Source organism: Rathayibacter sp. Leaf248 (genome assembly GCF_920939495.1).
In the GTDB taxonomy this organism is placed as follows: domain Bacteria; phylum Actinomycetota; class Actinomycetes; order Actinomycetales; family Microbacteriaceae; genus Rathayibacter; species Rathayibacter caricis.
In genome coordinates this window covers 360,973-380,053 of sequence record NZ_CAKLAV010000001.1, presented here as the reverse complement: position 1 = coordinate 380,053, position 19,081 = coordinate 360,973, and the positions used below count along the sequence as shown (strand labels likewise).

Sequence of the window (19,081 nt, the reverse complement as noted above, 5' to 3'; positions counted from 1 at the left end):
TGCGAGCCGAACCGATTCCCGTGAGCCGGAGGTCGTTCTGCCCGCCGCCAGCGCGACCGTCAGTCGACTCCGCGGATCACCGGGTGGTGGAAGGTGTCGCCGAAGGCCCGCTCGCTCGCGCCCACCCGATCGAGGTAGGGCGTCAGTCCGCCCATCTGGAACGGGTAGCCGGCGCCCAGGATCAGGCAGAGGTCGATGTCCTCGGCGCCGTGGACGACGTCGTCGTCGAGCATCCGCTTCACCTCGTCCGCGAGACCCGTCTCGACCCGCAGACGCAGCTCCTCGGCGGTCATCGGGTCCGTCCCTCCTGCGACGATCGCCACCGCGCGCTTGTCGACGCCCTTCACCCGGCCCTTCGAGTCGCGCTCGAAGACGTGGCCGAGCTCGGCCAGGCGGTGCAGGTTCTCGCTGTCGAAGAAGCGGTCGGGGAACGCGGCGTGGTGCGTGTCGAGCACGTGCGCCCCGACCTTCAGCCCGACGAGCTCGAGCAGCTCGAACGGAGTCATCGGCAGCCCGAACGGAGCGAGCGACTGCTCGACCACCTCGAACGGCGTGCCGGTGTCGACGGCGTGCATCGCCTCTCCGAGGACCTTCGCGAGAACGCGGTTCACGACGAAGCCCGGGGTGTCGCGCGTGATGACGGCGTTCTTCTTGAGCTTCGCCGCCGTCACCATCGCGGTCGACAGCGTCTCCTCGTCGGTGAGAGGAGTCCGGACGACCTCGACGAGCGGCATGACCGCGACCGGGTTGAAGAAGTGGAAGCCGACGAGCCGCTCGGGGTGCTCGAGATGCTCGCCGATCCGCTCGACCGACAACGACGAGGTGTTGGTCGCCAGCACGGCGGTGGGGGAGACGTACCGCTCGATGTCGGCGAAGACGTCCTGCTTCACCGACAGCTCCTCGAAGACGGCCTCGATCACCCAGTCGGCGTCGGCGAAATCGGCGCGATCGGTCGTGCCGGTGATGAGACTCCGGAGCCGGTTCGCCTCGTCGGGGGAGACCCGGCCCTTCGCGAGCAGAGCGTCGATCTCGCCGACGATGCCCGCCACTCCGCGGTCGACCCGCTCCTGGTCGAGGTCGGTGATGACGACGGGCACCTGCAGCCGTCGGACGAAGAGGAGGGCGAACTGCGTGGCCATCAGCCCCGCGCCGACGACGCCGACCTTCGTGACCGGCTTCGCGAGCGCCTTGTCGGGAGCACCGGCAGGACGCTTGGCGCGCTTCTGCACGAGGTCGAAGGCGTAGATGCTCGCGCGGAACTGGTCTCCCGAGATCAGATCGGCGAGGGCCTCGTCCTCGGCGGCGAACCCCTCCTCGCGCGTCGCGCTCTTCGCGCCCTTGAGGAGCTCGAGTGCTCGGTACGGCGAGGCCGCGACGGTCCCGATGCGCGACTCGAGCTGCTTCCGGGCGATGCCGACGGCGACGTCCCACTTCACCATCCGCTCGAGTCGCCCGGGAGCGTTCGGGCGCGAGACGACGACCGTGCCGCCGAGCACGCCGTCGGCCCAGCGCAGCGAGTCCTCGAGGAACGAGGCGGACGGGAAGAGCGCATCCGCGATGCCCAGGTCGAGGACCTCGCGGGCCTTGAGCGTCCGATTGTTCTTGAGCGGGTTCTCGACCACGACCTTGAGCGCGTTCTCGATGCCGATCAGGTTCGGCAGGAGCCAGCTGCCGCCCCAGCCCGGGATGATGCCGAGGAACACCTCGGGCAGCCCGAGAGCCGGGATGGAGGCGTCGACGGTGCGGTAGTCGGCGTTGAGCGCGATCTCGGTGCCGCCGCCGAGCGCCAGTCCGTTGATGAACACGAAGGACGGGACGCCGAGCTCCGAGAGCATGCCGAGCGTGCGATGGCCGAGCCGCGCCAGCTGGCGGCCGATCTCGCGGCTCGGGATGCTCCCGACCTTGCTCAGGTCGGCGCCCGCGGCGAGGATGAACGGCTTGCCCGTCACCGCGACGCCCTGGATCGCGCCGGCGGCCGCCCGCTCCTTCTGCGCGATCAGCACGTCGGCGAGCTCGAAGAGCGATGCCGGACCGAACGTGTTCGGCCGCGTGTGATCGCGGTCGTTGTCGAGGGTGATGAGCGCGAGCACGCGGCCGCCTGCCAGCGTCACGTCGCGGACGTAGGAGTGGGTGACGACCTCTCCGTCGGAGAGTTCGGCGAGGTCCTCGAAACCGTCGAGCATGATCAGCGTCCCTTTCGTCGTGCGCGCTTGCCGTCGAAGTGCGGGTTCTCCCAGATGACGGTCCCGCCCTGGCCCAGCCCCACGCACATGGCGGTGAGGCCGTAGCGCACCTCAGGGTGCGCCTCGAACTGCCGGGCGAGCTGGATCATCAGCCGCACCCCCGAGGAGGCCAGGGGATGACCGACGGCGATAGCTCCGCCGTACTCGTTCACGCGCGGATCGTCGTCGTCGATGCCGAAGTGGTCGAGGAAGGACAGCACCTGCACGGCGAAGGCCTCGTTCAGCTCGAAGAGGCCGATGTCCTCGATGGTCAGGCCCGCCTTGCGCAGCGCCTTCTCGGTGCTCGGGACCGGTCCGATCCCCATGATCTCGGGCTCGACTCCGGCGAAGGCGAAGCTGACGAGACGCATCTTCGTCGACAGGCCGAGCTCCTTCGCGGCGTCGGCGCTCGCGAGGAGGGAGACGGTCGCGCCGTCGTTGAGCCCGGAGGAGTTGCCGGCGGTCACCCGCCCGTGCGGGCGGAACGGCGTCCGCAGTCCGGCGAGCCCCTCGAGCGTGGTCTCGGGGCGCGGAGCCTCGTCGGCGGTCGCGAGTCCCCATCCCGCGGCGCTGCGGGTCGCGACGGGGATCAGGTCGGGCTGGATGTCACCGGCGGCGTAGGCCGCGGCGAGCTTCTGCTGACTGCGCAGCGCGTAGCGGTCGGAGCGCTCCTTGGTGAGCTGGGGGAAGCGGTCGTGGATCCGCTCGGCCGTCTTGCCCATGTTCAGCGCCTCGTCGCCCACGAGCCGCTCCGAGAGGAAGCGCGGGTTCGGATCGGCGTTGAAGCCCATGGGGTGTCGCCCCATGTGCTCGACGCCTCCGGCGAGCACGACGTCGTACGCACCGAAGGCGATGCCCCCGGCCGTCGTCGTCACGGAGGTCATCGCACCCGCGCACATCCGGTCGATCGCGAAGCCGGGGACGGTGCGGGGGAGCCCCGCGAGGAGGGCAGTGGTTCGCCCCAGGGTGAGGCCCTGATCGCCCTGCTGCGTCGTCGCCGCGATCGCGACCTCGTCGACGCGGTCCTTCGGCAGCGACGGGTTCCGCTCCAGCAGGCCGATCATGGCCTTCACGACCAGGTCGTCTGCCCGCGTCTGCCAGTACACGCCCTTCTCGCCCGCACGTCCGAACGGAGTACGCACTCCATCGACGAACACGACTTCGGATCTCTCGGCCACAATGCCTCCCTGGAACTCACGGTCGCCCCGATCGTAGGAAGAGCACGGTCGCAGCCGGAATCCTTTGCCGCTTCCTACGAAGCGTTTTCCGTGCTGTCCTCGGTCGCTTGGGCGGCTTCCACAAACGCTGTCACCAGCGGACCGGAGGTCGCGTCGACCTGCCAGGCGCGCGCTCCACCGCGGCGGAGCTCGGCGGCGACGGTCTCGGGAGTGAGCGGCTCCGGCGGGTTCCAGGCGAGGCGGCGCAGCAGCTCCGGGGTGAGCAGGTTCTCGACGGGGAGCGAGAGCAGCTCCGCGATCTCGATGACCACCGCGCGCGCCGACTTGAGCCGCAGATCCGCGGGCGGATTGCGGTCGCCCCAGGCCCGCGGCGGGGGCAGCGTCTCGACGGCGGGCCGCGTCGCCGAGGGGAGGTCCTCGGTCGTCATGCCGCGCTGGATGGCCGTCCACCAGCGGTCGACCTCGCCGCGGCTCGCGCGCCCGGTGAAGTCGCGGCGACCCGAGAGCTGGCCGAGGCTGGTGGGGATGTTGCGGGACACGGCGACGATCGAGGAGTCGGGGATGAGCCGGCCCGGGGCGATGTCCCGCTCGCGCGCGAACGCGTCGCGGGCCAGCCAGAGCTCGCGCGCGACGGCGAGGGCGCGCAGACCGCGGAGGGAGTGCATGCCCGAGAGCCTGCGCCACGGATCCGGGAGCGCCGCCTTGGGCTGCCGAGCGAGCGTCGCCTCGAACTCCTCGCGCGCGATCCTGGTCTTCCGCGCCTCGATGAGCATCTCCTCCATCCGGTCGCGCAGGTCGACGAGGAGCTCGACGTCCTTCGCGGCGTAGACGAGCCAGCTCTGCGGGAGGGGGCGGGTCGACCAGTCGGCCGCGGAGTGCTCCTTGGCCAGGTGGATGCCGAGGAGATCCTCCACCACCGCGCCGAGGCCCACCTTCGGGAGCCCGAGCAGGCGCGCGGCGAGCTCGGTGTCGAAGATGCGGGTCGGGTCGAGTCCGACCTCGCGCAGGCAGGCGAGATCCTGGCTGGCCGCGTGCAGCACCCACTCCTCGTCGCCGATGACGTCCTGCAGGGCGTCCATCCGCCCGATCGCCGGAGGATCGAAGAGGAACGCTCCCGCACCGCGTCGGTAGACCTGGATCAGGTACGCGCGCTGGGAGTAGGTGAAGCCGGACGCGCGCTCCGCGTCGACCGCGACCGGCCCCTCGCCCGCGGCGAGGGCGTCGACGGCGGCGAGGAACTCGTCGGGAGTGGAGAGGACACGGTAATCAGTCACGGTTGTTCCGTCGGAAGGCGAGTGAGGTCACACCGTCGCTCGATACGGGCGGGAGACCCGCGAGCATGCACAACAGCTCCCCCCAGCCTTCCACGTGTGCGGCGAGCTGCGCATCATCGGGGCTCCAGGAGGCGCGGATCTCGATCTGCGCTCCGTCTCCCTGGGCGGCGAGCTCGCCGAATCCGGTGGAGAGGACCTTCGTCGCCGTGCCCGAGGCGGCGTGGTAGGCGGCTCCGCGGGCGTCGAGGGCGTCGATGAGCCACGACCACGCGACCTCGGCCAGGAAGGGGTCGGTGCCGATCTCGACCTCGAGCGGCGCCTGGGCGAAGCAGACGACGCGGAAGGCGCCGCCCCACTGCTCGGGCTCCTCGGGGTCGTGCAGCAGGATGAAGCGGCCCGTCCCCAGCTCGGAGTCGCGTCCGTGCGCGTGCGGCGACACGTCGCCCGAGAGCGCCAGTGCGTACGGCGCGAGCCCGGTGGGGGACGGGATCTCGGACACGGTGAGCTCGGAACGGGTCGAGACCGCGCGGATCGCCTCCGTCGCGGCCCGGAACTCCTCCGGAGGCTGAGACGGCGCTGGGAAGTCGGGCACGTTCCGAAGACTAGAGTTCCGGCATGCCCGATGCCCGCAGGCACGCCGCGGAGGGCGGTCGGCGCACCGGCGCCCTCCTGCTCGCCCTCCTCGCCCTCCCCGCTCTCGCCTCCGCCGTCGCGCTCGGCACCTCCGCCCTCGTCACCGCCTTCGTGCGCGGAGTGGTCATCCCGCCCTCGCGACGGAGCGAGGACGCCCGCGTGCTCGACGTGCGTCCCGCCGCCCGCGAGATCGTCCTCGCCGCCGACGCCGACACGACCGTGCACGGCGGCTTCAGCCTCTGGTTCGACGGCGGCCGCGGTCATGCGCGCATCGGTCGCGTGCTCGCGACGGGGCAGGGGCGCGTGGTGCGGGAGCTCGGCACCGTGGACCGGGGGACCCTGCGGCCGGGGGCTCGGGGCCGCATCAACGGCTGGCTGCTCCTCTCCCCTCGGGAGACGGGGCTGCCCTTCAGCTCCGAGCAGGTGCCGACGCAGTACGGGCCCGCACCCGCCTGGCTCTTCCCGGCGGGTGACGGCGGCACGTGGGCGATCCACGTGCACGGCCGGGCGACGCACCGCGAGGAGACCCTGCGCGGTGTGGCCGTGTTCCATCGGGCCGGGCTGAGCTCGCTGGTCGTCTCGTACCGCAACGACGGCGACGCTCCGGCGAGTCCGGACGGCCGCTACGGGCTGGGCGACACGGAGTGGCGGGACGTCGACGCGGCGATCCGCTTCGCGCACCGGCGAGGTGCCCGCTCCGTCGTGCTGGTCGGCTGGTCGATGGGCGGGGCGATCTCGCTGCAGACCGCGCTGCGCTCCTCCCTGCGCCACCTGATCGCCGGGGTGGTCCTGGACTCGCCCGTGATCGACTGGCGCGAGACGCTGCGCGGTCAGGCGCGGCTCCGGCGACTCCCTCCCGTGATCGCCGCTCTGGCGCTGACAGCGATGCAGCTCCCGTGGTCGACGGCCGTCACGGGGCAGAGCGAGCTGATACCGCTCCAGGACCTGGACCTCGTGGCGCGTGCCGCTGAGCTCACGACTCCGGTGCTGCTGCTGCACAGCGTCGACGACGACTTCGTGCCGAGCGCACCCTCCGAGGCACTCGCCGCCGCGCGGCCCCACCTCGTCGAGCTCGTGCTGGTGCACGGCGCCCGGCACACCCGGATCTGGAACGACGATCCCGAGCGCTGGGAGCGCGCCGTCGAGCAGTGGCTCGACCGGCGGGGGATCAGCGGATCCGCGTCCAGCGCGCGTACGTGAACCCGGCGTCGTCGACCGCGAGCCGCTCGAGCGCGTAGCCCTCGTCGACCGCCACACCCGTCGTCGCGACGGGAAGCCCGGGGAGGACGACGCGCGGAGCGGTCGTCAGGCAGATCTCGTCGACGAGCCCGGCCGCCAGGAACTGACCCGACAGCGAGGCTCCGCCCTCGCAGACGACGCGCTCGAGCCCGAGGTCGGCGAGGGCGGCGAGCATCTCCGCCGGGCTCATCCGACCGTCGACGGCGGGGACGCGCACCACCTCGACCCCGGGCGGCAGGGGCCCGGTGGCGGCGAGCGACTCCGGGACGAGCAGCAGCACGCGGGCGCCGTCCTGCAGACGCAGCCGGTGGCCGGCGAGGTCGCCGCGCGACGAGACGACGGCAAGCGGGACGCGCCGGGGGACCCGGTAGCCCTCGGCCCGCACGCTCGCGGCGCCCACGAGGACCACCTGCGCCTGCGCCCGGATCACACCGAGGATCGTGCGGTCGACGCGGTTGGTGAGGGTCTCGCTCGTGCCGTCCGAGCCGATGCTCGACCCGTTGACGCTCGCGATCATGTTGAGGCGGACGCGGACCGCGTCCGCCGGCCGATAGGCGTCCTCGATCGCGGCCCTCGCGCCGTCGTCCTCCAGCCGCACCGCGGGTCCGCCGGGGACGAGCGGCTGCAGGATCACGCGGCGGCGTGCGCGCGGATCTGGCGCTTCGTGCGGCCGAGCAGCGCGCTCATCCCTCGCAGACGTAGCGGCGAGACCGCCTCCGAGAGTCCGATCGTCTGCGGGAAGTCGTCGGGCACGGCGAGGACCTGCTCCGGGGTCAGCCCGTCGAGGCCCTGCGCGAGGATCGAGGCGAAGCCTCGGGTCGTCGGCGCCTCGCGCGGCGCGGTCGCGTGCAGGTGGATCACGTCGCCCGCGAACTCGACGACGATGAAGACGGGGGACTGGCACTCCTCGACCCGCTCGAACAGGTCGGGGTGGTCGCGGTAGCGCTCGGGCAGCTCGGGCAGCTCGTTCGAGAACTCGAGGAGGAGCTGGAGTCGCTCCGGCTTCTCGAGGGCGAGGAACTCGTCGCGGATCTCGCGGAGGGCGTCGGGCAGCAGGTCGTCGGTCGGCACCGTGTCGGAAGTCATCGTGTCGATTCTCTCACCGCGTGAGGCCCCGACCGTGGAACGGTCGGGGCCTCACGGACGGTCAGCGGGCGGCCGGGGCCTCGCCGGGCTCGGAGCCCTTGACGATCGGGACGCGCACGGCGCTGCCCCACTCGGTCCACGAGCCGTCGTAGTTGCGCACGCCCTCGAAGCCGAGGAGGTGGGTGAGGACGAACCACGTGTGCGAGGAGCGCTCGCCGATGCGGCAGTAGGCGATGACGGTGTCGCCCTCGGCGAGGCCCGCACCGTCGCGGTAGATGCCGTTCAGCTCCTCCAGCGGACGGAAGGTGCCGTCCTCGGCGGCCGCCTTGCCCCACGGCACGTTCTTCGCGCTCGGGATGTGGCCGGCGCGCAGCGTCCCCTCCTCCGGGTAGGCGGGTGCCGTGGTGCGCTCGCCCGAGAACTCCTCGGCCGAGCGGACGTCGATCAGCGGGTTGCCGAAGTGCGCGAGCACGTCCTCCTTGAAGGCGCGGATGTCACCGTCGCGGCGCTCGACGACGGGGTACTCGACCGCCTCCGGCGTCGAGGCGTCGGTGGTCAGGGGGCGGCCGTCGGCGATCCACTTGTCGCGGCCGCCGTCGAGCAGGCGGACGTCCTCGTGACCGAAGAGCGTGAAGACCCACAGGGCGTAGGCCGCCCACCAGTTGTTCTTGTCGCCGTAGATGACGACCGTGGTGTCGCGGGTGATGCCCTTGGCGCCGACCAGGGCGGCGAAGGCCGCTCCGTCGATGTAGTCGCGCTCGACCGGGTCGTTGAGATCGGTGTGCCAGTCGACCTTCACGGAGCCGGGGATGTGCCCGGTCTCGTAGAGGAGGACGTCCTCGTCGGACTCGACGACGACGAGGCCGGGGGTGCCCAGCCGTTGCTCCAGCCACTCACCGCTGACGAGTCGTTCGGGGTGCGCGTAGGCGGCGAACTTCGGCGACGGATCGAGTTCAACGGACAAGGAGGACCTCCAGGGTGGTGCGCGGAGCGCGGGCGTGAATCCAGGAGCGGGCTACGCTGGAGCCCGCCCTTCAGCGACAGTACGCGCCCCCGAGCGCGGGTGCACGGAAGGGGCCGTAAGAGTTCGACACAGAGCCGTCCGGGTCCTCCACGGAGTCCCGCGGCCCGTGCCGCACGGTTCGATGCAGAGTCAGACAGAGCGGCCGGAACCGTCCGGACGCACGATGCGAGGTGCGCGTGATCCCCGACGACGTCCGTTCGACGAGCAGCCTCACGACTCGCTCGCCCCAGATCAGCGGGCACGAGATCGCGTCGACCCTCGTGCCGCCGCGCCAGTTCGAGGGCGCGACCTTCGAGAGCTACCGCCCCGACCCGGAGTACCCGTCCCAGGCGGAGGCGGTCGAGGCGCTGCGCGCGTTCGCCGCCGGCGGCGGCTCCCGCGGGGGCGGCGGCGGGTTCTTCGGCTTCGGCCGGAAGAAGGCCCCGGAGGTGAAGCCGGGCGTGTACCTCGACGGAGGGTTCGGCGTCGGCAAGACGCACCTCCTCGCCGCGATCTGGCACGCGGTGCCGGGCCGCACCTACTTCGGCACGTTCATCGAGTACACCGCCCTCGTCGGCGCGCTCGGGTACGCGGCGACGGTGTCGCTCCTGAAGGGCTCCGCCCTCCTCTGCATCGACGAGTTCGAGCTCGACGACCCGGGTGACACGATGCTGATGACCCGCCTGCTGGGCGAGCTCGTCGCCTCCGGCACCCGGATCGCGGCGACCTCGAACACCCCGCCGAACGCACTCGGCGAGGGCCGGTTCGCGGCCGCCGACTTCCTCCGCGAGATCCACGCGATGGCGGAGCACTTCCAGACGATGCGGATCGACGGCACGGACTACCGCCGTCGCGACATCGAGGGCCACGCCGTCACCCGGACCGACGCCGAGATCGCCGAGGCCCTCGCGCAGGCGCCGACCGACGCCGTCGTCACCGACGACTCCTTCCGCGCGGCCGTGGACCACCTCGGCTCCGTGCACCCCTCGCGCTACATCAAGGTGATCGACGGAGTGGACGCGATCGTGCTGCGCGACGTCGTGGCGCTGACCGACCAGACCGACGCGCTGCGCCTCGTCGCCTTCATCGACCGCGTCTACGACGCGCAGATCCCGGTGCTCGCCTCGGGCGTGCCGCTCGACGAGGTCTTCGGGGGCGACATGCTCAGCGGCGGCTACCGCAAGAAGTACCTCCGCTCGATGTCCCGGCTCATCGCGCTGACGAGCATGGCGGCGTTCGCGGCGCCGTCTTCGTAGGATCCGAGCCCCATCGGAGGGTCCGAGTCGTTCCGCAGAGCGCTCCGGCAGGTCCGTGTAACGCGTTGTTCACACGAATCGCTTCCCTGTAACGCGCCCGAAACGCGGCGCCCCTCGGAACGAAACGTCGCACGGCCAGACTGTCCGCGTACTCAAGCGACTCGACTCCGCTGACGCCCAGGCGTTCTCCGGGTCGCTCCTGCGCACCCGAAGAAAGGTTTCAGAATGGATCAAGGCAACACCGCCTTCCTTCTCATCGCCGCGGCACTCGTGCTGCTGATGACGCCGGGACTGGCGTTCTTCTACGGCGGTCTCGTCCGGGCGAAGAGCGTCATCAGCATGATGATGCTCAGCTTCGGAGCGATGGGGCTGATCGGAGTCCTCTGGGTCCTCTACGGCTACGCCATCGCGTTCGGCAACGGCCCCGCTGGCCCCGCCGGCACCGACACCTTCTTCGGGATCGACGGCTTCCTCGGCATCGACGTCGCGCAGATCGGCCTGCAGGGCCTCTACAACGACGCGCTCGGCGAGCAGACCGCGGCCTACCCGACGATCGCGTTCGCGGCGTTCCAGGCCACGTTCGCCATCATCACGGTCGCGCTCATCTCGGGTGCGATCGCCGACCGCGCGAAGTTCGGCGCCTGGATGGTCTTCGCCGGCGTCTGGGCGACCCTGGTGTACTTCCCGGTCGCCTCCTGGGTCTTCAACTTCACCCTCGGTGACGAGGGGGTCGTGGACGGCGGCTGGATCGCCTACAACGTCGGAGCGATCGACTTCGCCGGTGGCACCGCGGTGCACATCAACGCCGGTGCGGCGGCCCTGGCCCTCGCCCTGGTCCTGGGCAAGCGCGTCAACTTCACCAAGGGCGCGCACCAGCCGCACAACCCGCCGTTCGTGCTGCTCGGCGCGGGTCTCCTCTGGTTCGGCTGGTTCGGCTTCAACGCCGGCTCCGAGCTGGCCGCCGACGGCATCGCCGCGATCGCGTTCCTGAACACCATCGCCGCTCCGGCCGCCGCGATCCTCGGCTGGCTCGTCGTCGAGAAGATCAAGGACGGCAAGCCCACCTCGATCGGCGCCGCCTCCGGTGCCGTCGCGGGTCTCGTCGCGATCACCCCCGCGTGCGCCAGCCTGTCGCCGTTCTGGGCGATCGTCCTGGGCATCATCACCGGAGCCGTCTGCGCCCTGGCGATCGACCTGAAGTACCGCCTCGGCTACGACGACTCGCTCGACGTGGTCGGCGTCCACCTTGTCGGCGGTCTCATCGGAACGCTCTACATCGGCTTCTTCGGCACCGATGTCGGACTGTTCCTCGGCGGCGGAGCCGCTCAGCTCGGCGCGCAGGCCCTCGCGGCGTTCACGGTCCTCGCCTACTCCTTCCTGATGACCCTCCTGATCGGCTTCGTGATCCAGAAGACCATCGGGTTCCGCGTCAAGAACGAGGACGAGGTCGCCGGCATCGACACCGCGATCCACGGCGAGGCGGGCTACGTCCTCGCGGACTGACCCCTCCCACCCGCACCGCACCGCACGGGGTGCCGCTCTTCCGAGAGCGGCACCCCGTCGCTGTTCCCGCGCCGCGCCGGGGATCCGGGCTAGGGTTCCCGGGTGCCCTCCTCGCGCTCGGTCGTGTCCCTGCTCCTCCGACTCCTCGGCCGCACCGTCGCGCCGCGGGCCGACGCGCAGCCGCCGGCGCAGCGTCCGTTCCTGACGCCGACGGCGTCGACTCCGGGAGCGAGCGGAGTCGGCCGGACGGTCGAGATCGACCCGGCCCGCCTGCGCGGAGTGCACGCCGGCTACGCGCCGACCGCCGACGGCGACCCCGACCCGGGGGAGATCGTCTGGACCTGGGTCCCCTACGAGGAGGACGACGGGCGTGGCAAGGACCGCCCGGTGCTCGTCCTCGCGGTCGAGAAGGCCGGGACCGTCCTCGCGGTGCGCCTGAGCTCGAAGCAGCACGACGGCTACCTGCCGGTCGGCACGGGGGACTGGGACGCCGAGGGGCGGCCGAGCTGGGTCGACCCGGAGCGGGTGTTCCGCATCCACCCCGCCGGCATGCGTCGCGAGGGCGCGGTGCTCGAGCGCTCGCGGTTCGACCCGATCGCGAAGGCCGTCTCGGCGCGCTACGGCTGGCGCTGACGGCGCCCGCCCGTTCCGGACGGGGCCACGGGGGCTCAGGCCAGAGGATCGATCGGCACGAAGTCCGGGAACTTCGCCGCGCGGCCGTCGCCGGAGGAGGTGCCGGTCAGGCGCCTGCGCACCCACGGGGCCACGTGCTCGCGGTAGTACTGCGCGGATCCCTGCCGGGCGGCCGGCTCCGACGGGATGTCCCGCCAGGCGGCGGGCGGGGTCAGCCCGAGGGCCGAGAGGACCTTGGACGCGACGCGGTGGTGCCCGCGCGTGCCCATGTGCAGCCGGTCCTCCGACCACATCTCGGGACGCTGGAAGGCGGAGTCGTTCCAGTTGTCGGCGACGACGATGTCGTCGCGTCCGCCGATGCGGTCCAGGACCGCGGCGGTGAGAGCGTCGCCACGGCGCTTGATCATGCGCCCCAGCGGCAGTCGGGCGGAGGGGTCGGCGCCGGCCAGGGCGATCAGCACCACGCCCTCCTCGTCGCAGCGGCGGAGCACGTGCGCGTACGAATCGGCGATCCTGTCGATGTCGGCGCGGGGGCGGAGCATGTCGTTGCCGCCGCCGTTGAAGGACAGGTGGGTCGGCTTCAGGGCGAGGGCGGGCTCGAGCTGCTCCTCGACGATGGGCGCGATGAGCCGGCCCCGGATCGCGAGGTTGGCGTAGCCGATCCGCTCGCCGGTCGCCTCGGCCCAGCCCTGCGCGGCCAGGTCGGCCCAGCCGCGGGTGGTCCCGTCGGGCAGCTCGTCGCCGACGCCCTCGGTGAAGGAGTCGCCGATCGCGACGTAGCGGACGGCGGTCATCGGTGTACTCCCCGGCACTGCATCGTCCCACGGTAGCGGGCGGGACGGAGCCCGACCTCGGGGATGGACCGTCAGCCCTCCCAGCCGAGGAGCCAGGTGATGCCGTACCGGTCGCGGACCTGACCGTCGGTCGCTCCCCACGGCTTCGCCCCGAGCGGATCGACAACGGCGCCGCCCTCGGCGAGCCCCTCGAACCAGCGCTGGAGCACCTCCGGTTCCGCGGCTCCGAGGAGCGCGAAGAGGACGCCCTCGAGGTGGAGCGACTCCTCGCCGGTCGCCGCGTCGGACGCGGCGAGCGCCACCGGGCCGGTGAGCACGCCGTGGGCGATCGCCTCGCCGGGGCCGTCGGTGCGGCCGAACTGCGCGAAGGTGTGCAGGGCGAGCTCGCCGCCGAAGACGTCGCGGTAGAAGCCGAGGGCGGACCGGGCTGTGCCGGGGAACGCGAGGTAGGGCAGCGGCGCAGTCATGCGGGCCACCCTAGAGCGCCGTGCCCGCCCTCGGGAAGCGGCCCGGCACTCAGATGCCGCGGCCGAAGACGTGGAGGTCGAGGTCGGCGCTCAGCCGATCGCTGACCCGGCGGCCGCGGACGCTGGTGCCGTCGCGGTCCAGGGGCGGGCTCACGACGGCCGCGCCCAGCCGACCGGGGACCGAGAGGACCAGTGCGCCCGACACGCTCGACTTCGAGGGGATCCCGACCGCGCGCATCCAGCGGCCGGAGCCGTCGTAGACCCCGCAGGTGGCCATCACCGAGAGCACGTCGCGCGCGACCGAGGGAGGGACGACGCGCTCGCCCGTGACGGGGTTCACTCCGCCGAGGGCGAGAGTCGCGCCCATGACCGCGAGCGCGCGGGTGTCGACGAGCACGGCGCAGGCGCGCGCGTAGGCCGAGACCGCGTCGTCGGCTCCGACGTGCAGCGTGCCCTCGGCGCGCATGAGGTGCGCGAGGGCGTGGTTGCGATCGCCGAGCAGGTGCTCGTTGCGGGCGACGGAGCCGTCGATCTCCAGGGGGCGGCCGGCGAACGCCGACAGACCGCGGAGGATGCGCTCGCTCCGCTCGTCGGCGCCGTCGCCGTCGACGAGGGAGGCGGTGAGCAGCGCGCCCGCGTTCACCATCGGGTTCGGCGGCCGGCCCGTGCCGCTCTCGAGCTTGACGGCGTCGAACGCCTCGCCGGTCGGCTCGATGCCGACCCGCTCGAGTGCGTCACCGCCGGTGTCGAGCAGCGCCAGGGCGAACAGGAACGGCTTCACGGCCGACTGGATGCTGAAGGGCACGTCCGCCTCCTCGCTGGAACGCACGGAGCCGTCGGGCAGCACGAGGGCGAGGGCGAGCAGGTGCGGGTCGGCGGCGGCGAGCTCGGGGATGCTGTCGTCGACGGCGCCGACCTCGTCCCCGTCGTCGGCGAGGACCCGGCGGCGCAGCGCGTCGAGGTCGTAGGTGCGGGGATCGGCGGGGGAGCTCATCCGACCAGCGTGACACGCGCACCTCGACGCAGCGCCTGAGGGCGACCGGCGGTCACCGGGTGGATACCCTGGCCGGATGAGCACTCCGCGCCCCCTCGAGCAGTCCGCGAAACTCCGGAACGTCCTCTACGAGATCCGCGGGAAGGCCCTCGTCGAGGCGTCGCGACTCGAGAGCGAGGGGCACCGCATCCTCAAGCTCAACACCGGCAACCCGGCCGGCTTCGACTTCGAGGCGCCGCACCAGATCGTGCGCGACATGATCGCCGCGGTTCCGAACGCCCACGGCTACAGCGACAGCCGCGGGATCCTCTCGGCACGCCAGGCCGTCACCTACCGCTACGAGGAGATCCCGGGCTTCCCGCCGGTCGATCCCGAGTGGGTGTTCCTGGGCAACGGCGTGTCGGAGCTCATCACGATGACTCTGCAGGCCCTGCTCGACGACGGCGACGAGGTGCTGATCCCGGCGCCCGACTACCCGCTCTGGACGGCGATGACGAGCCTCGCCGGCGGCACGGCGGTGCACTACCGCTGCGCGGAGGAGGACGCCTGGCAGCCGGACCTCGAGGACATCCGCTCGAAGATCACGCCGAAGACCAAGGCGATCGTCGTGATCAACCCCAACAACCCGACCGGGGCGGTCTACAGCCGCGCGGTGCTGGAGGGGATCGTCGCCGTCGCCCGCGAGCACTCGCTGCTGCTGCTCGCCGACGAGATCTACGACCGCATCCTCTACGACGACGCGGTGCACATCCCGCTCGCGTCGCTCGCACCGAACCTGCTCTGCCTGACGTTCAACGGGCTGTCGAAGACGTACCGGGTGGCCGGCTACCGCTCCGGATGGATGGCGGTCACGGGGCCGCGGGCGCACGCGGAGGGGTTCCTCGAGGGCATCACCCTGCTCGCGTCGACGCGGCTGTGCCCGAACGTGCCCGGGCAGTACGCGATCCAGGCGGCGCTGTCGGGCGTGCAGTCGATCGAGGCGCTCGTGGCGCCGGAGGGGCGGCTGCACCGCCAGCGGGACGCCGCGTGGTCGGGGCTCGAGCGGATCCCGGGCGTCTCGTGCGAACTGCCGCGCGGTGCGCTCTACGCGTTCCCGCGGCTGGACCCCGAGGTGCACGACATCCGCGACGACGGGAGGCTCGTCTACGACCTGCTGATCGCGGAGCACATCCTGCTCGTGCCGGGGACGGGGTTCAACTGGCCGACGCCCGACCACCTCCGCATCGTCACCCTCCCCGAGGAGCGGGTGATCTCGGAGGCGATCGAGCGGCTCGGCAACTTCCTCTCGTCGTACCGGCAGTAGTCCCACGCCGGGCGGGTCAACCCAGGAGTGCGCGCAGGTCCTCCACCGTCCGGCCCTCGAGGGTCGGCCAGAGCACGCGATCGGCGCCCTCGGCGAGCGCCACCTGGTGCGGGACCCCGACGGCCGCGGCACCCGAGGCGACGGCGGCGGCGAGACCCGTCAGGGAGTCCTCGACGGCCGCGCAGTCCTCGATCGCGACTGCGAGGCGGCGGGCGGCGAGCAGGTAGGGCTCGGGATCCGGCTTCCCGTGGACGACGTCGTCGCCCGTGACGATCTCGGCGAAGGAGACCACCTCGGCCAGCCTCTCGGCGACGATCGAGGCGAGTCGCCACGACGAGGTGGTCACGATCGCCTGCGGGATCCCCGCGGCCGTGACGGAGCGGAGCAGTTCGTGCGCTCCGGGTCGCCACGCGATGCCCGCGCGCAGGGCGGCCGCGACGTCGCCCTCGAGCGCGTCCTCGATCGCGGCGTCGTCGAGGTCCACCCCCGCCGCGCGGAGGGCGACGGCGGTCTGCTCCAGGGTCGATCCGACGAGCGCGAGCGCGTCGGCGTCGCTCCAGACTCCGCCGGAGCGCTCGACCAGGGCGTACTGGGCGGCGATCCAGGCGGGCTCGGAGTCGACGAGGGTGCCGTCCATGTCCCAGAGGACGGCGGCGAGCACCCGGCTCACTGCGCGGCCTCCCCGCGGGAGCGGCGCGTACTCAGCACGGGGGAGAGGACGACCGCCAGGACCGCCGCGAGCGGGACGACGGCCAGGCCGGCGCGCAGGCCCGCGCTGTCGGCGATCAATCCGACGAGCGGCGGCGACAGGAGGAAGCCGAGCCGCATGAGCCACGAGACGAGAGTCACTCCGGTGCCGGCGCGCAACCCCGGGATCTCATCGGCCTCGTGCATCGCGGCGGGGACGGTCGTCGCGAGACCGAAGCCGGCGGCGGCGAAGCCGAGGATCGTGCCGGGGACCGAGGGGAGCAGGAGAGCGAGACCCATCCCGATCCCGGCGATCGCTCCTCCGGTGCGCACCACGGCACGCTGACCGAAGCGGTCGACCAGGCGGTCGCCGAGGATCCGGCCGACGAACTGGGCGCCGACGAGGGCCACGAAGCCGTACGCGGCGACCGGGGCGCTCGCTCCGAGATCGGCGGACAGGTAGAGGGCCGCCCAGGTCGATCCCGCGTCCTCGACGAGCGTGCCCGCGATCGCCACGCCGACCAGCGCGGCGAGGACGAGGGCGACCCGCGCGCCGACGCGGGCCCGCGGAGTGCGGTCGCCGGCCACGGGAGCCGGTCGGGCCTCGTCGTCGCGACCAGGGAGGCAGAACCGCAGCGCGACCAGCGCCACGATCGCGAAGAGGGTTCCCGAGAGCACGAGATGGAGGGAGCGGGGGACACCCAGCGCGAGGGCGCCGGCCGCCATCGAGCCGCCGAGCACCGCTCCGATCGACCACACCGCGTGGAAGGAGTTGATGATGGAGCGGCCGTAGCGGCGCTGGACCCGCAGCCCGTGGGTGTTCTGCGCCACGTCGGTGATCGCATCGGTCGCACCGGCCAGGAGGAGTGCCGCGGCGAAGGCGAGCAGGGTCGGCGAGAAGCCGGCGACCATCGTGCCGATCGCGGTCAGGACCGTGCCGGCCACGGCCGCGCGGCCGCTCCCGAAACGCCGGATCACGGAGGCGGAGGCGAGGCCGGCGAGGACCGCGCCGGTCGGGAACGCCGCGATCGCGACTCCGTACGCCGCGTTGTCGAGCAGGAGGTCGGACTTGATCTCGGGGAGTCGGGGCACGAGGTTGGCGAACAGCGCGCCGTTGGTGAGGAACAGGGCCGCGACGGCACCGCGGGCGCGGCGGGCCTCCCTGGTCGGAGGAGCGGAGTCGGGAGCAGGCATGCGTACGAACGTACACGTCATGTGTACGATCGTGCACATGGAGTGCTTCGCAGAAGACGATCGGACGGACCGGCGGACGCCTGCCGGCTCTCCGCGTGCGGTCGGCGATCCGGAGGCCGACCGGTGACCGGGGAGGACCGGGTGCGCGCGGTCCGGCGCACCGATCCGCATCGGCGAGATCGGATCATCGACGCCTGCCTCGACGTGATCGCGGAGGTCGGCGTCTCCGGGACGTCCCACCGGCGCGTGGCCGCGGCCGCCGATGTCCCGCTCGGCTCGATGACCTACCACTTCGCCGGGATGGACGAGCTGCTGCACGCCGCGTTCGCGCGCTTCTCCGACTCGGTGGCGGCCCAGGCGCAGCGCCGGATGGACGGCGCCTCGACGCGGGACGAGGCGCGGCAGGCACTGGTCGACCTGGTCGTGCACGATGTCTTCGGCAGCCAGCGCGAACTCGTGCTGACGCACGAGCTGTACACGCTCGCCTCCCGGCAGCCCGAGTTCCGCGCTCTGACCCACCGCTGGATGGCGCGGACCCGCGCGGCGCTCGAGCAGCACTTCGATCCCGCGACCGCGCGGATGCTCGACGCGCTGATGGAGGGGCTGACGATCCACCGGGCGCTCGACGACGAACCGGCGGACGACGCCCTGGTGGCGGAGGCGGTGCGCCGGCTCCTTGCCTGACGCCGTCAGGGACGCCGCTGAGCTTCCCTTCGGCGCGGGGCACGTCGGTGACGCTGGTCGATCCCCTCCGTCGTCCTCAGCACGGCTCCTCCGATCCTGCGGCACCGGAGTAGCATCGGCCCGTTCCCGCCGACGAGAGGACCGCCATGACCCCGAGCGACGAGATCGACGCGCTGATCGCCCGCACCCCCGACTGGCGCGGGGAGGTGCTCGCGGAGCTGCGCCGAGTCGTCCTCGCCGCCGAGCCCGGCATCGTCGAGGAGTGGAAGTGGATGGGATCGCCCGTGTGGGAGCTCGACGGGATCCTTTGCGTCGGCGACGTCTTCACGGCGAAGGTCAAGCTCGGCTTCCTCTACGGGGCCTCGCTGCCCGATCCGCACGGGATCTTCAACGGCGAGCTGGGCGGCAACCAGCGCCGCTCGGTCGAGTTCGGCGAGGGCGACACGGTCGACGCGGAGGCGCTCGCCGAGCTCGTCCGCGAGGCCGTGGCGCTCAATGGGAGGAAGGTCGCCGAGCGCGCGGCCGCGAAGGTCGCGAAGCGGGAGGCTGCCAAGGCCGCCCGGGCGGCCGCGAACGGCTGATCCGGCCGCGCACGTTCGGTCGCCGCCGAGCCCGGATCAGGCCCGGGCGGCCTTCACGTAGGCGACGAGCGCGTTCGCGTGCCCGTGGCCGAGTCCGTGCTCCGACTTCAGCCACGCCACGACCTGCATGTGGGGCTCGGAGTCGAGGCGCTCGTCGACGAGATCGAGCCACTCCTGCACCGGTCGACCGTAGGTCTTCTCGATGCTGGGGAAGTAGGAGGCGGGGCCCTTCGGCTTCGAGCCGTCGGCGGGCGGTTCCGGAGCGAGAACGCGGTCGGTCATGGCGACACCCTAGCCAGCGCCCGCCCGCGGCACGAGTGCCCGCGCGAGGGGGCACCGCTCCGTAGGCT

Annotated in this window: 20 protein-coding genes; 7 read left to right on the top strand and 13 right to left on the bottom strand. The window is 72.2% G+C overall.

The annotated features are described in order from the left end of the window. Positions 1 to 59: 59 nt before the first annotated feature. From LRG51_RS01835 to LRG51_RS01820, 4 genes are all read right to left on the bottom strand, one after another. Complete coding sequence (locus LRG51_RS01835; RefSeq protein WP_230670680.1) at positions 60 to 2,183, bottom strand: 3-hydroxyacyl-CoA dehydrogenase NAD-binding domain-containing protein; 2,124 nt, start codon at positions 2,181 to 2,183, stop codon at positions 60 to 62. Between the two features lie 2 nt (positions 2,184 to 2,185). Continuing rightward, complete coding sequence (locus LRG51_RS01830) at positions 2,186 to 3,400, bottom strand: thiolase family protein (protein ID WP_230670676.1); 1,215 nt, start codon at positions 3,398 to 3,400, stop codon at positions 2,186 to 2,188. A gap of 74 nt (positions 3,401 to 3,474) precedes the next feature. Further along, positions 3,475 to 4,674 carry a ribonuclease D gene (locus tag LRG51_RS01825; protein WP_230670673.1) on the bottom strand — a complete coding sequence of 400 codons (1,200 nt, stop codon included), beginning with the start codon at positions 4,672 to 4,674 and terminating at the stop codon, positions 3,475 to 3,477. Beyond that, on the bottom strand, positions 4,667 to 5,266 hold the full coding sequence (locus tag LRG51_RS01820) for a DUF3000 domain-containing protein (protein WP_055792238.1): 600 nt from the start codon (positions 5,264 to 5,266) through the stop codon (positions 4,667 to 4,669). Before LRG51_RS01820 ends, LRG51_RS01825 begins: the two co-directional genes overlap by 8 nt. A gap of 23 nt (positions 5,267 to 5,289) precedes the next feature. On the opposite strand from LRG51_RS01820, the gene LRG51_RS01815 reads away from it, so the two are divergent. Further along, positions 5,290 to 6,507 (top strand): alpha/beta hydrolase, encoded by a 1,218-nt coding sequence (locus LRG51_RS01815; RefSeq protein ID WP_230670669.1) that lies wholly within the window; start codon positions 5,290 to 5,292, stop codon positions 6,505 to 6,507. Here LRG51_RS01815 and LRG51_RS01810 read toward each other — a convergent pair. The 3 genes from LRG51_RS01810 to LRG51_RS01800 form a co-directional block, all read right to left on the bottom strand. Then, complete coding sequence (locus LRG51_RS01810) at positions 6,476 to 7,180, bottom strand: dihydrofolate reductase family protein (RefSeq protein ID WP_230670666.1); 705 nt, start codon at positions 7,178 to 7,180, stop codon at positions 6,476 to 6,478. The genes LRG51_RS01815 and LRG51_RS01810 overlap by 32 nt on opposite strands. Next, on the bottom strand, positions 7,177 to 7,632 hold the full coding sequence (locus LRG51_RS01805) for a SufE family protein (protein WP_055792228.1): 456 nt from the start codon (positions 7,630 to 7,632) through the stop codon (positions 7,177 to 7,179). Before LRG51_RS01805 ends, LRG51_RS01810 begins: the two co-directional genes overlap by 4 nt. A 61-nt stretch (positions 7,633 to 7,693) precedes the next feature. After that, complete coding sequence (locus LRG51_RS01800; RefSeq protein ID WP_107575179.1) at positions 7,694 to 8,596, bottom strand: sulfurtransferase; 903 nt, start codon at positions 8,594 to 8,596, stop codon at positions 7,694 to 7,696. 236 nt (positions 8,597 to 8,832) lie between these two features. Here LRG51_RS01800 and zapE point away from each other — a divergent pair, with 236 nt between their 5' ends. The 3 genes from zapE to LRG51_RS01785 all read left to right on the top strand — a co-directional run bounded on the left by zapE (position 8,833) and on the right by LRG51_RS01785 (position 12,027). Further along, positions 8,833 to 9,891: a cell division protein ZapE gene (gene zapE, locus LRG51_RS01795; protein ID WP_230670663.1), complete on the top strand. Its 1,059-nt coding sequence runs from the start codon at positions 8,833 to 8,835 to the stop codon at positions 9,889 to 9,891. A 225-nt stretch (positions 9,892 to 10,116) separates the two neighbouring features. Continuing rightward, positions 10,117 to 11,394, top strand: coding sequence for an ammonium transporter (locus tag LRG51_RS01790; RefSeq protein WP_055792223.1), 1,278 nt, complete (start codon positions 10,117 to 10,119; stop codon positions 11,392 to 11,394). A 102-nt stretch (positions 11,395 to 11,496) separates the two neighbouring features. After that, positions 11,497 to 12,027: a type II toxin-antitoxin system PemK/MazF family toxin gene (locus tag LRG51_RS01785; protein ID WP_055792218.1), complete on the top strand. Its 531-nt coding sequence runs from the start codon at positions 11,497 to 11,499 to the stop codon at positions 12,025 to 12,027. A 35-nt stretch (positions 12,028 to 12,062) separates the two neighbouring features. Here the strand turns inward: LRG51_RS01785 and LRG51_RS01780 are convergent, their stop codons facing one another. The 3 genes from LRG51_RS01780 to glsA all read right to left on the bottom strand — a co-directional run bounded on the left by LRG51_RS01780 (position 12,063) and on the right by glsA (position 14,282). Beyond that, positions 12,063 to 12,821 (bottom strand): SGNH/GDSL hydrolase family protein, encoded by a 759-nt coding sequence (locus LRG51_RS01780; RefSeq protein ID WP_230670661.1) that lies wholly within the window; start codon positions 12,819 to 12,821, stop codon positions 12,063 to 12,065. Between the two features lie 71 nt (positions 12,822 to 12,892). Continuing rightward, positions 12,893 to 13,288, bottom strand: coding sequence for a VOC family protein (locus LRG51_RS01775; RefSeq protein WP_230670658.1), 396 nt, complete (start codon positions 13,286 to 13,288; stop codon positions 12,893 to 12,895). Positions 13,289 to 13,337: 49 nt separating this feature from the next. Continuing rightward, entirely contained in the window at positions 13,338 to 14,282 is a 945-nt protein-coding gene (gene glsA, locus LRG51_RS01770) for a glutaminase A (protein WP_230670655.1), read from the bottom strand. Positions 14,283 to 14,358: 76 nt separating this feature from the next. On the opposite strand from glsA, the gene LRG51_RS01765 reads away from it, so the two are divergent. Beyond that, positions 14,359 to 15,585: a pyridoxal phosphate-dependent aminotransferase gene (locus LRG51_RS01765; protein ID WP_230670652.1), complete on the top strand. Its 1,227-nt coding sequence runs from the start codon at positions 14,359 to 14,361 to the stop codon at positions 15,583 to 15,585. Between the two features lie 16 nt (positions 15,586 to 15,601). Here the strand turns inward: LRG51_RS01765 and LRG51_RS01760 are convergent, their stop codons facing one another. Further along, positions 15,602 to 16,255, bottom strand: a complete 654-nt coding sequence (locus tag LRG51_RS01760; protein ID WP_230670648.1) for an HAD family hydrolase — start codon at positions 16,253 to 16,255, stop codon at positions 15,602 to 15,604. Continuing rightward, entirely contained in the window at positions 16,252 to 17,466 is a 1,215-nt protein-coding gene (locus tag LRG51_RS01755) for an MFS transporter (RefSeq protein ID WP_230670646.1), read from the bottom strand. The genes LRG51_RS01760 and LRG51_RS01755 overlap by 4 nt, the downstream gene beginning before the upstream one ends. 123 nt (positions 17,467 to 17,589) lie before the next feature. Here LRG51_RS01755 and LRG51_RS01750 point away from each other — a divergent pair, with 123 nt between their 5' ends. Then, positions 17,590 to 18,150, top strand: a complete 561-nt coding sequence (locus tag LRG51_RS01750) for a TetR/AcrR family transcriptional regulator (RefSeq protein WP_230670643.1) — start codon at positions 17,590 to 17,592, stop codon at positions 18,148 to 18,150. A 146-nt stretch (positions 18,151 to 18,296) separates the two neighbouring features. Beyond that, positions 18,297 to 18,731, top strand: a complete 435-nt coding sequence (locus tag LRG51_RS01745) for a DUF1801 domain-containing protein (RefSeq protein WP_230670640.1) — start codon at positions 18,297 to 18,299, stop codon at positions 18,729 to 18,731. Between the two features lie 36 nt (positions 18,732 to 18,767). Here the strand turns inward: LRG51_RS01745 and LRG51_RS01740 are convergent, their stop codons facing one another. Then, positions 18,768 to 19,013, bottom strand: a complete 246-nt coding sequence (locus LRG51_RS01740; protein WP_055792197.1) for a DUF4287 domain-containing protein — start codon at positions 19,011 to 19,013, stop codon at positions 18,768 to 18,770. Between the last annotated feature and the right edge of the window lie 68 nt (positions 19,014 to 19,081).

Excerpts from the sequence above, each read along its gene's own strand:
- LRG51_RS01755 (WP_230670646.1), bottom strand. The coding sequence starts at position 17,466 with ATGCCTGCTCCCGACTCCGCTCCTCCGACCAGGGAGGCCCGCCGCGCC.
- LRG51_RS01775 (WP_230670658.1), bottom strand. The coding sequence starts at position 13,288 with ATGACTGCGCCGCTGCCCTACCTCGCGTTCCCCGGCACAGCCCGGTCC.
- LRG51_RS01790 (WP_055792223.1), top strand. The coding sequence starts at position 10,117 with ATGGATCAAGGCAACACCGCCTTCCTTCTCATCGCCGCGGCACTCGTG.
- LRG51_RS01740 (WP_055792197.1), bottom strand. The coding sequence starts at position 19,013 with ATGACCGACCGCGTTCTCGCTCCGGAACCGCCCGCCGACGGCTCGAAG.
- LRG51_RS01765 (WP_230670652.1), top strand. The coding sequence starts at position 14,359 with ATGAGCACTCCGCGCCCCCTCGAGCAGTCCGCGAAACTCCGGAACGTC.
- LRG51_RS01835 (WP_230670680.1), bottom strand. The coding sequence starts at position 2,183 with ATGCTCGACGGTTTCGAGGACCTCGCCGAACTCTCCGACGGAGAGGTC.
- LRG51_RS01815 (WP_230670669.1), top strand. The coding sequence starts at position 5,290 with ATGCCCGATGCCCGCAGGCACGCCGCGGAGGGCGGTCGGCGCACCGGC.
- glsA (WP_230670655.1), bottom strand. The coding sequence starts at position 14,282 with ATGAGCTCCCCCGCCGATCCCCGCACCTACGACCTCGACGCGCTGCGC.
- LRG51_RS01745 (WP_230670640.1), top strand. The coding sequence starts at position 18,297 with ATGACCCCGAGCGACGAGATCGACGCGCTGATCGCCCGCACCCCCGAC.
- LRG51_RS01780 (WP_230670661.1), bottom strand. The coding sequence starts at position 12,821 with ATGACCGCCGTCCGCTACGTCGCGATCGGCGACTCCTTCACCGAGGGC.
- LRG51_RS01805 (WP_055792228.1), bottom strand. The coding sequence starts at position 7,632 with ATGACTTCCGACACGGTGCCGACCGACGACCTGCTGCCCGACGCCCTC.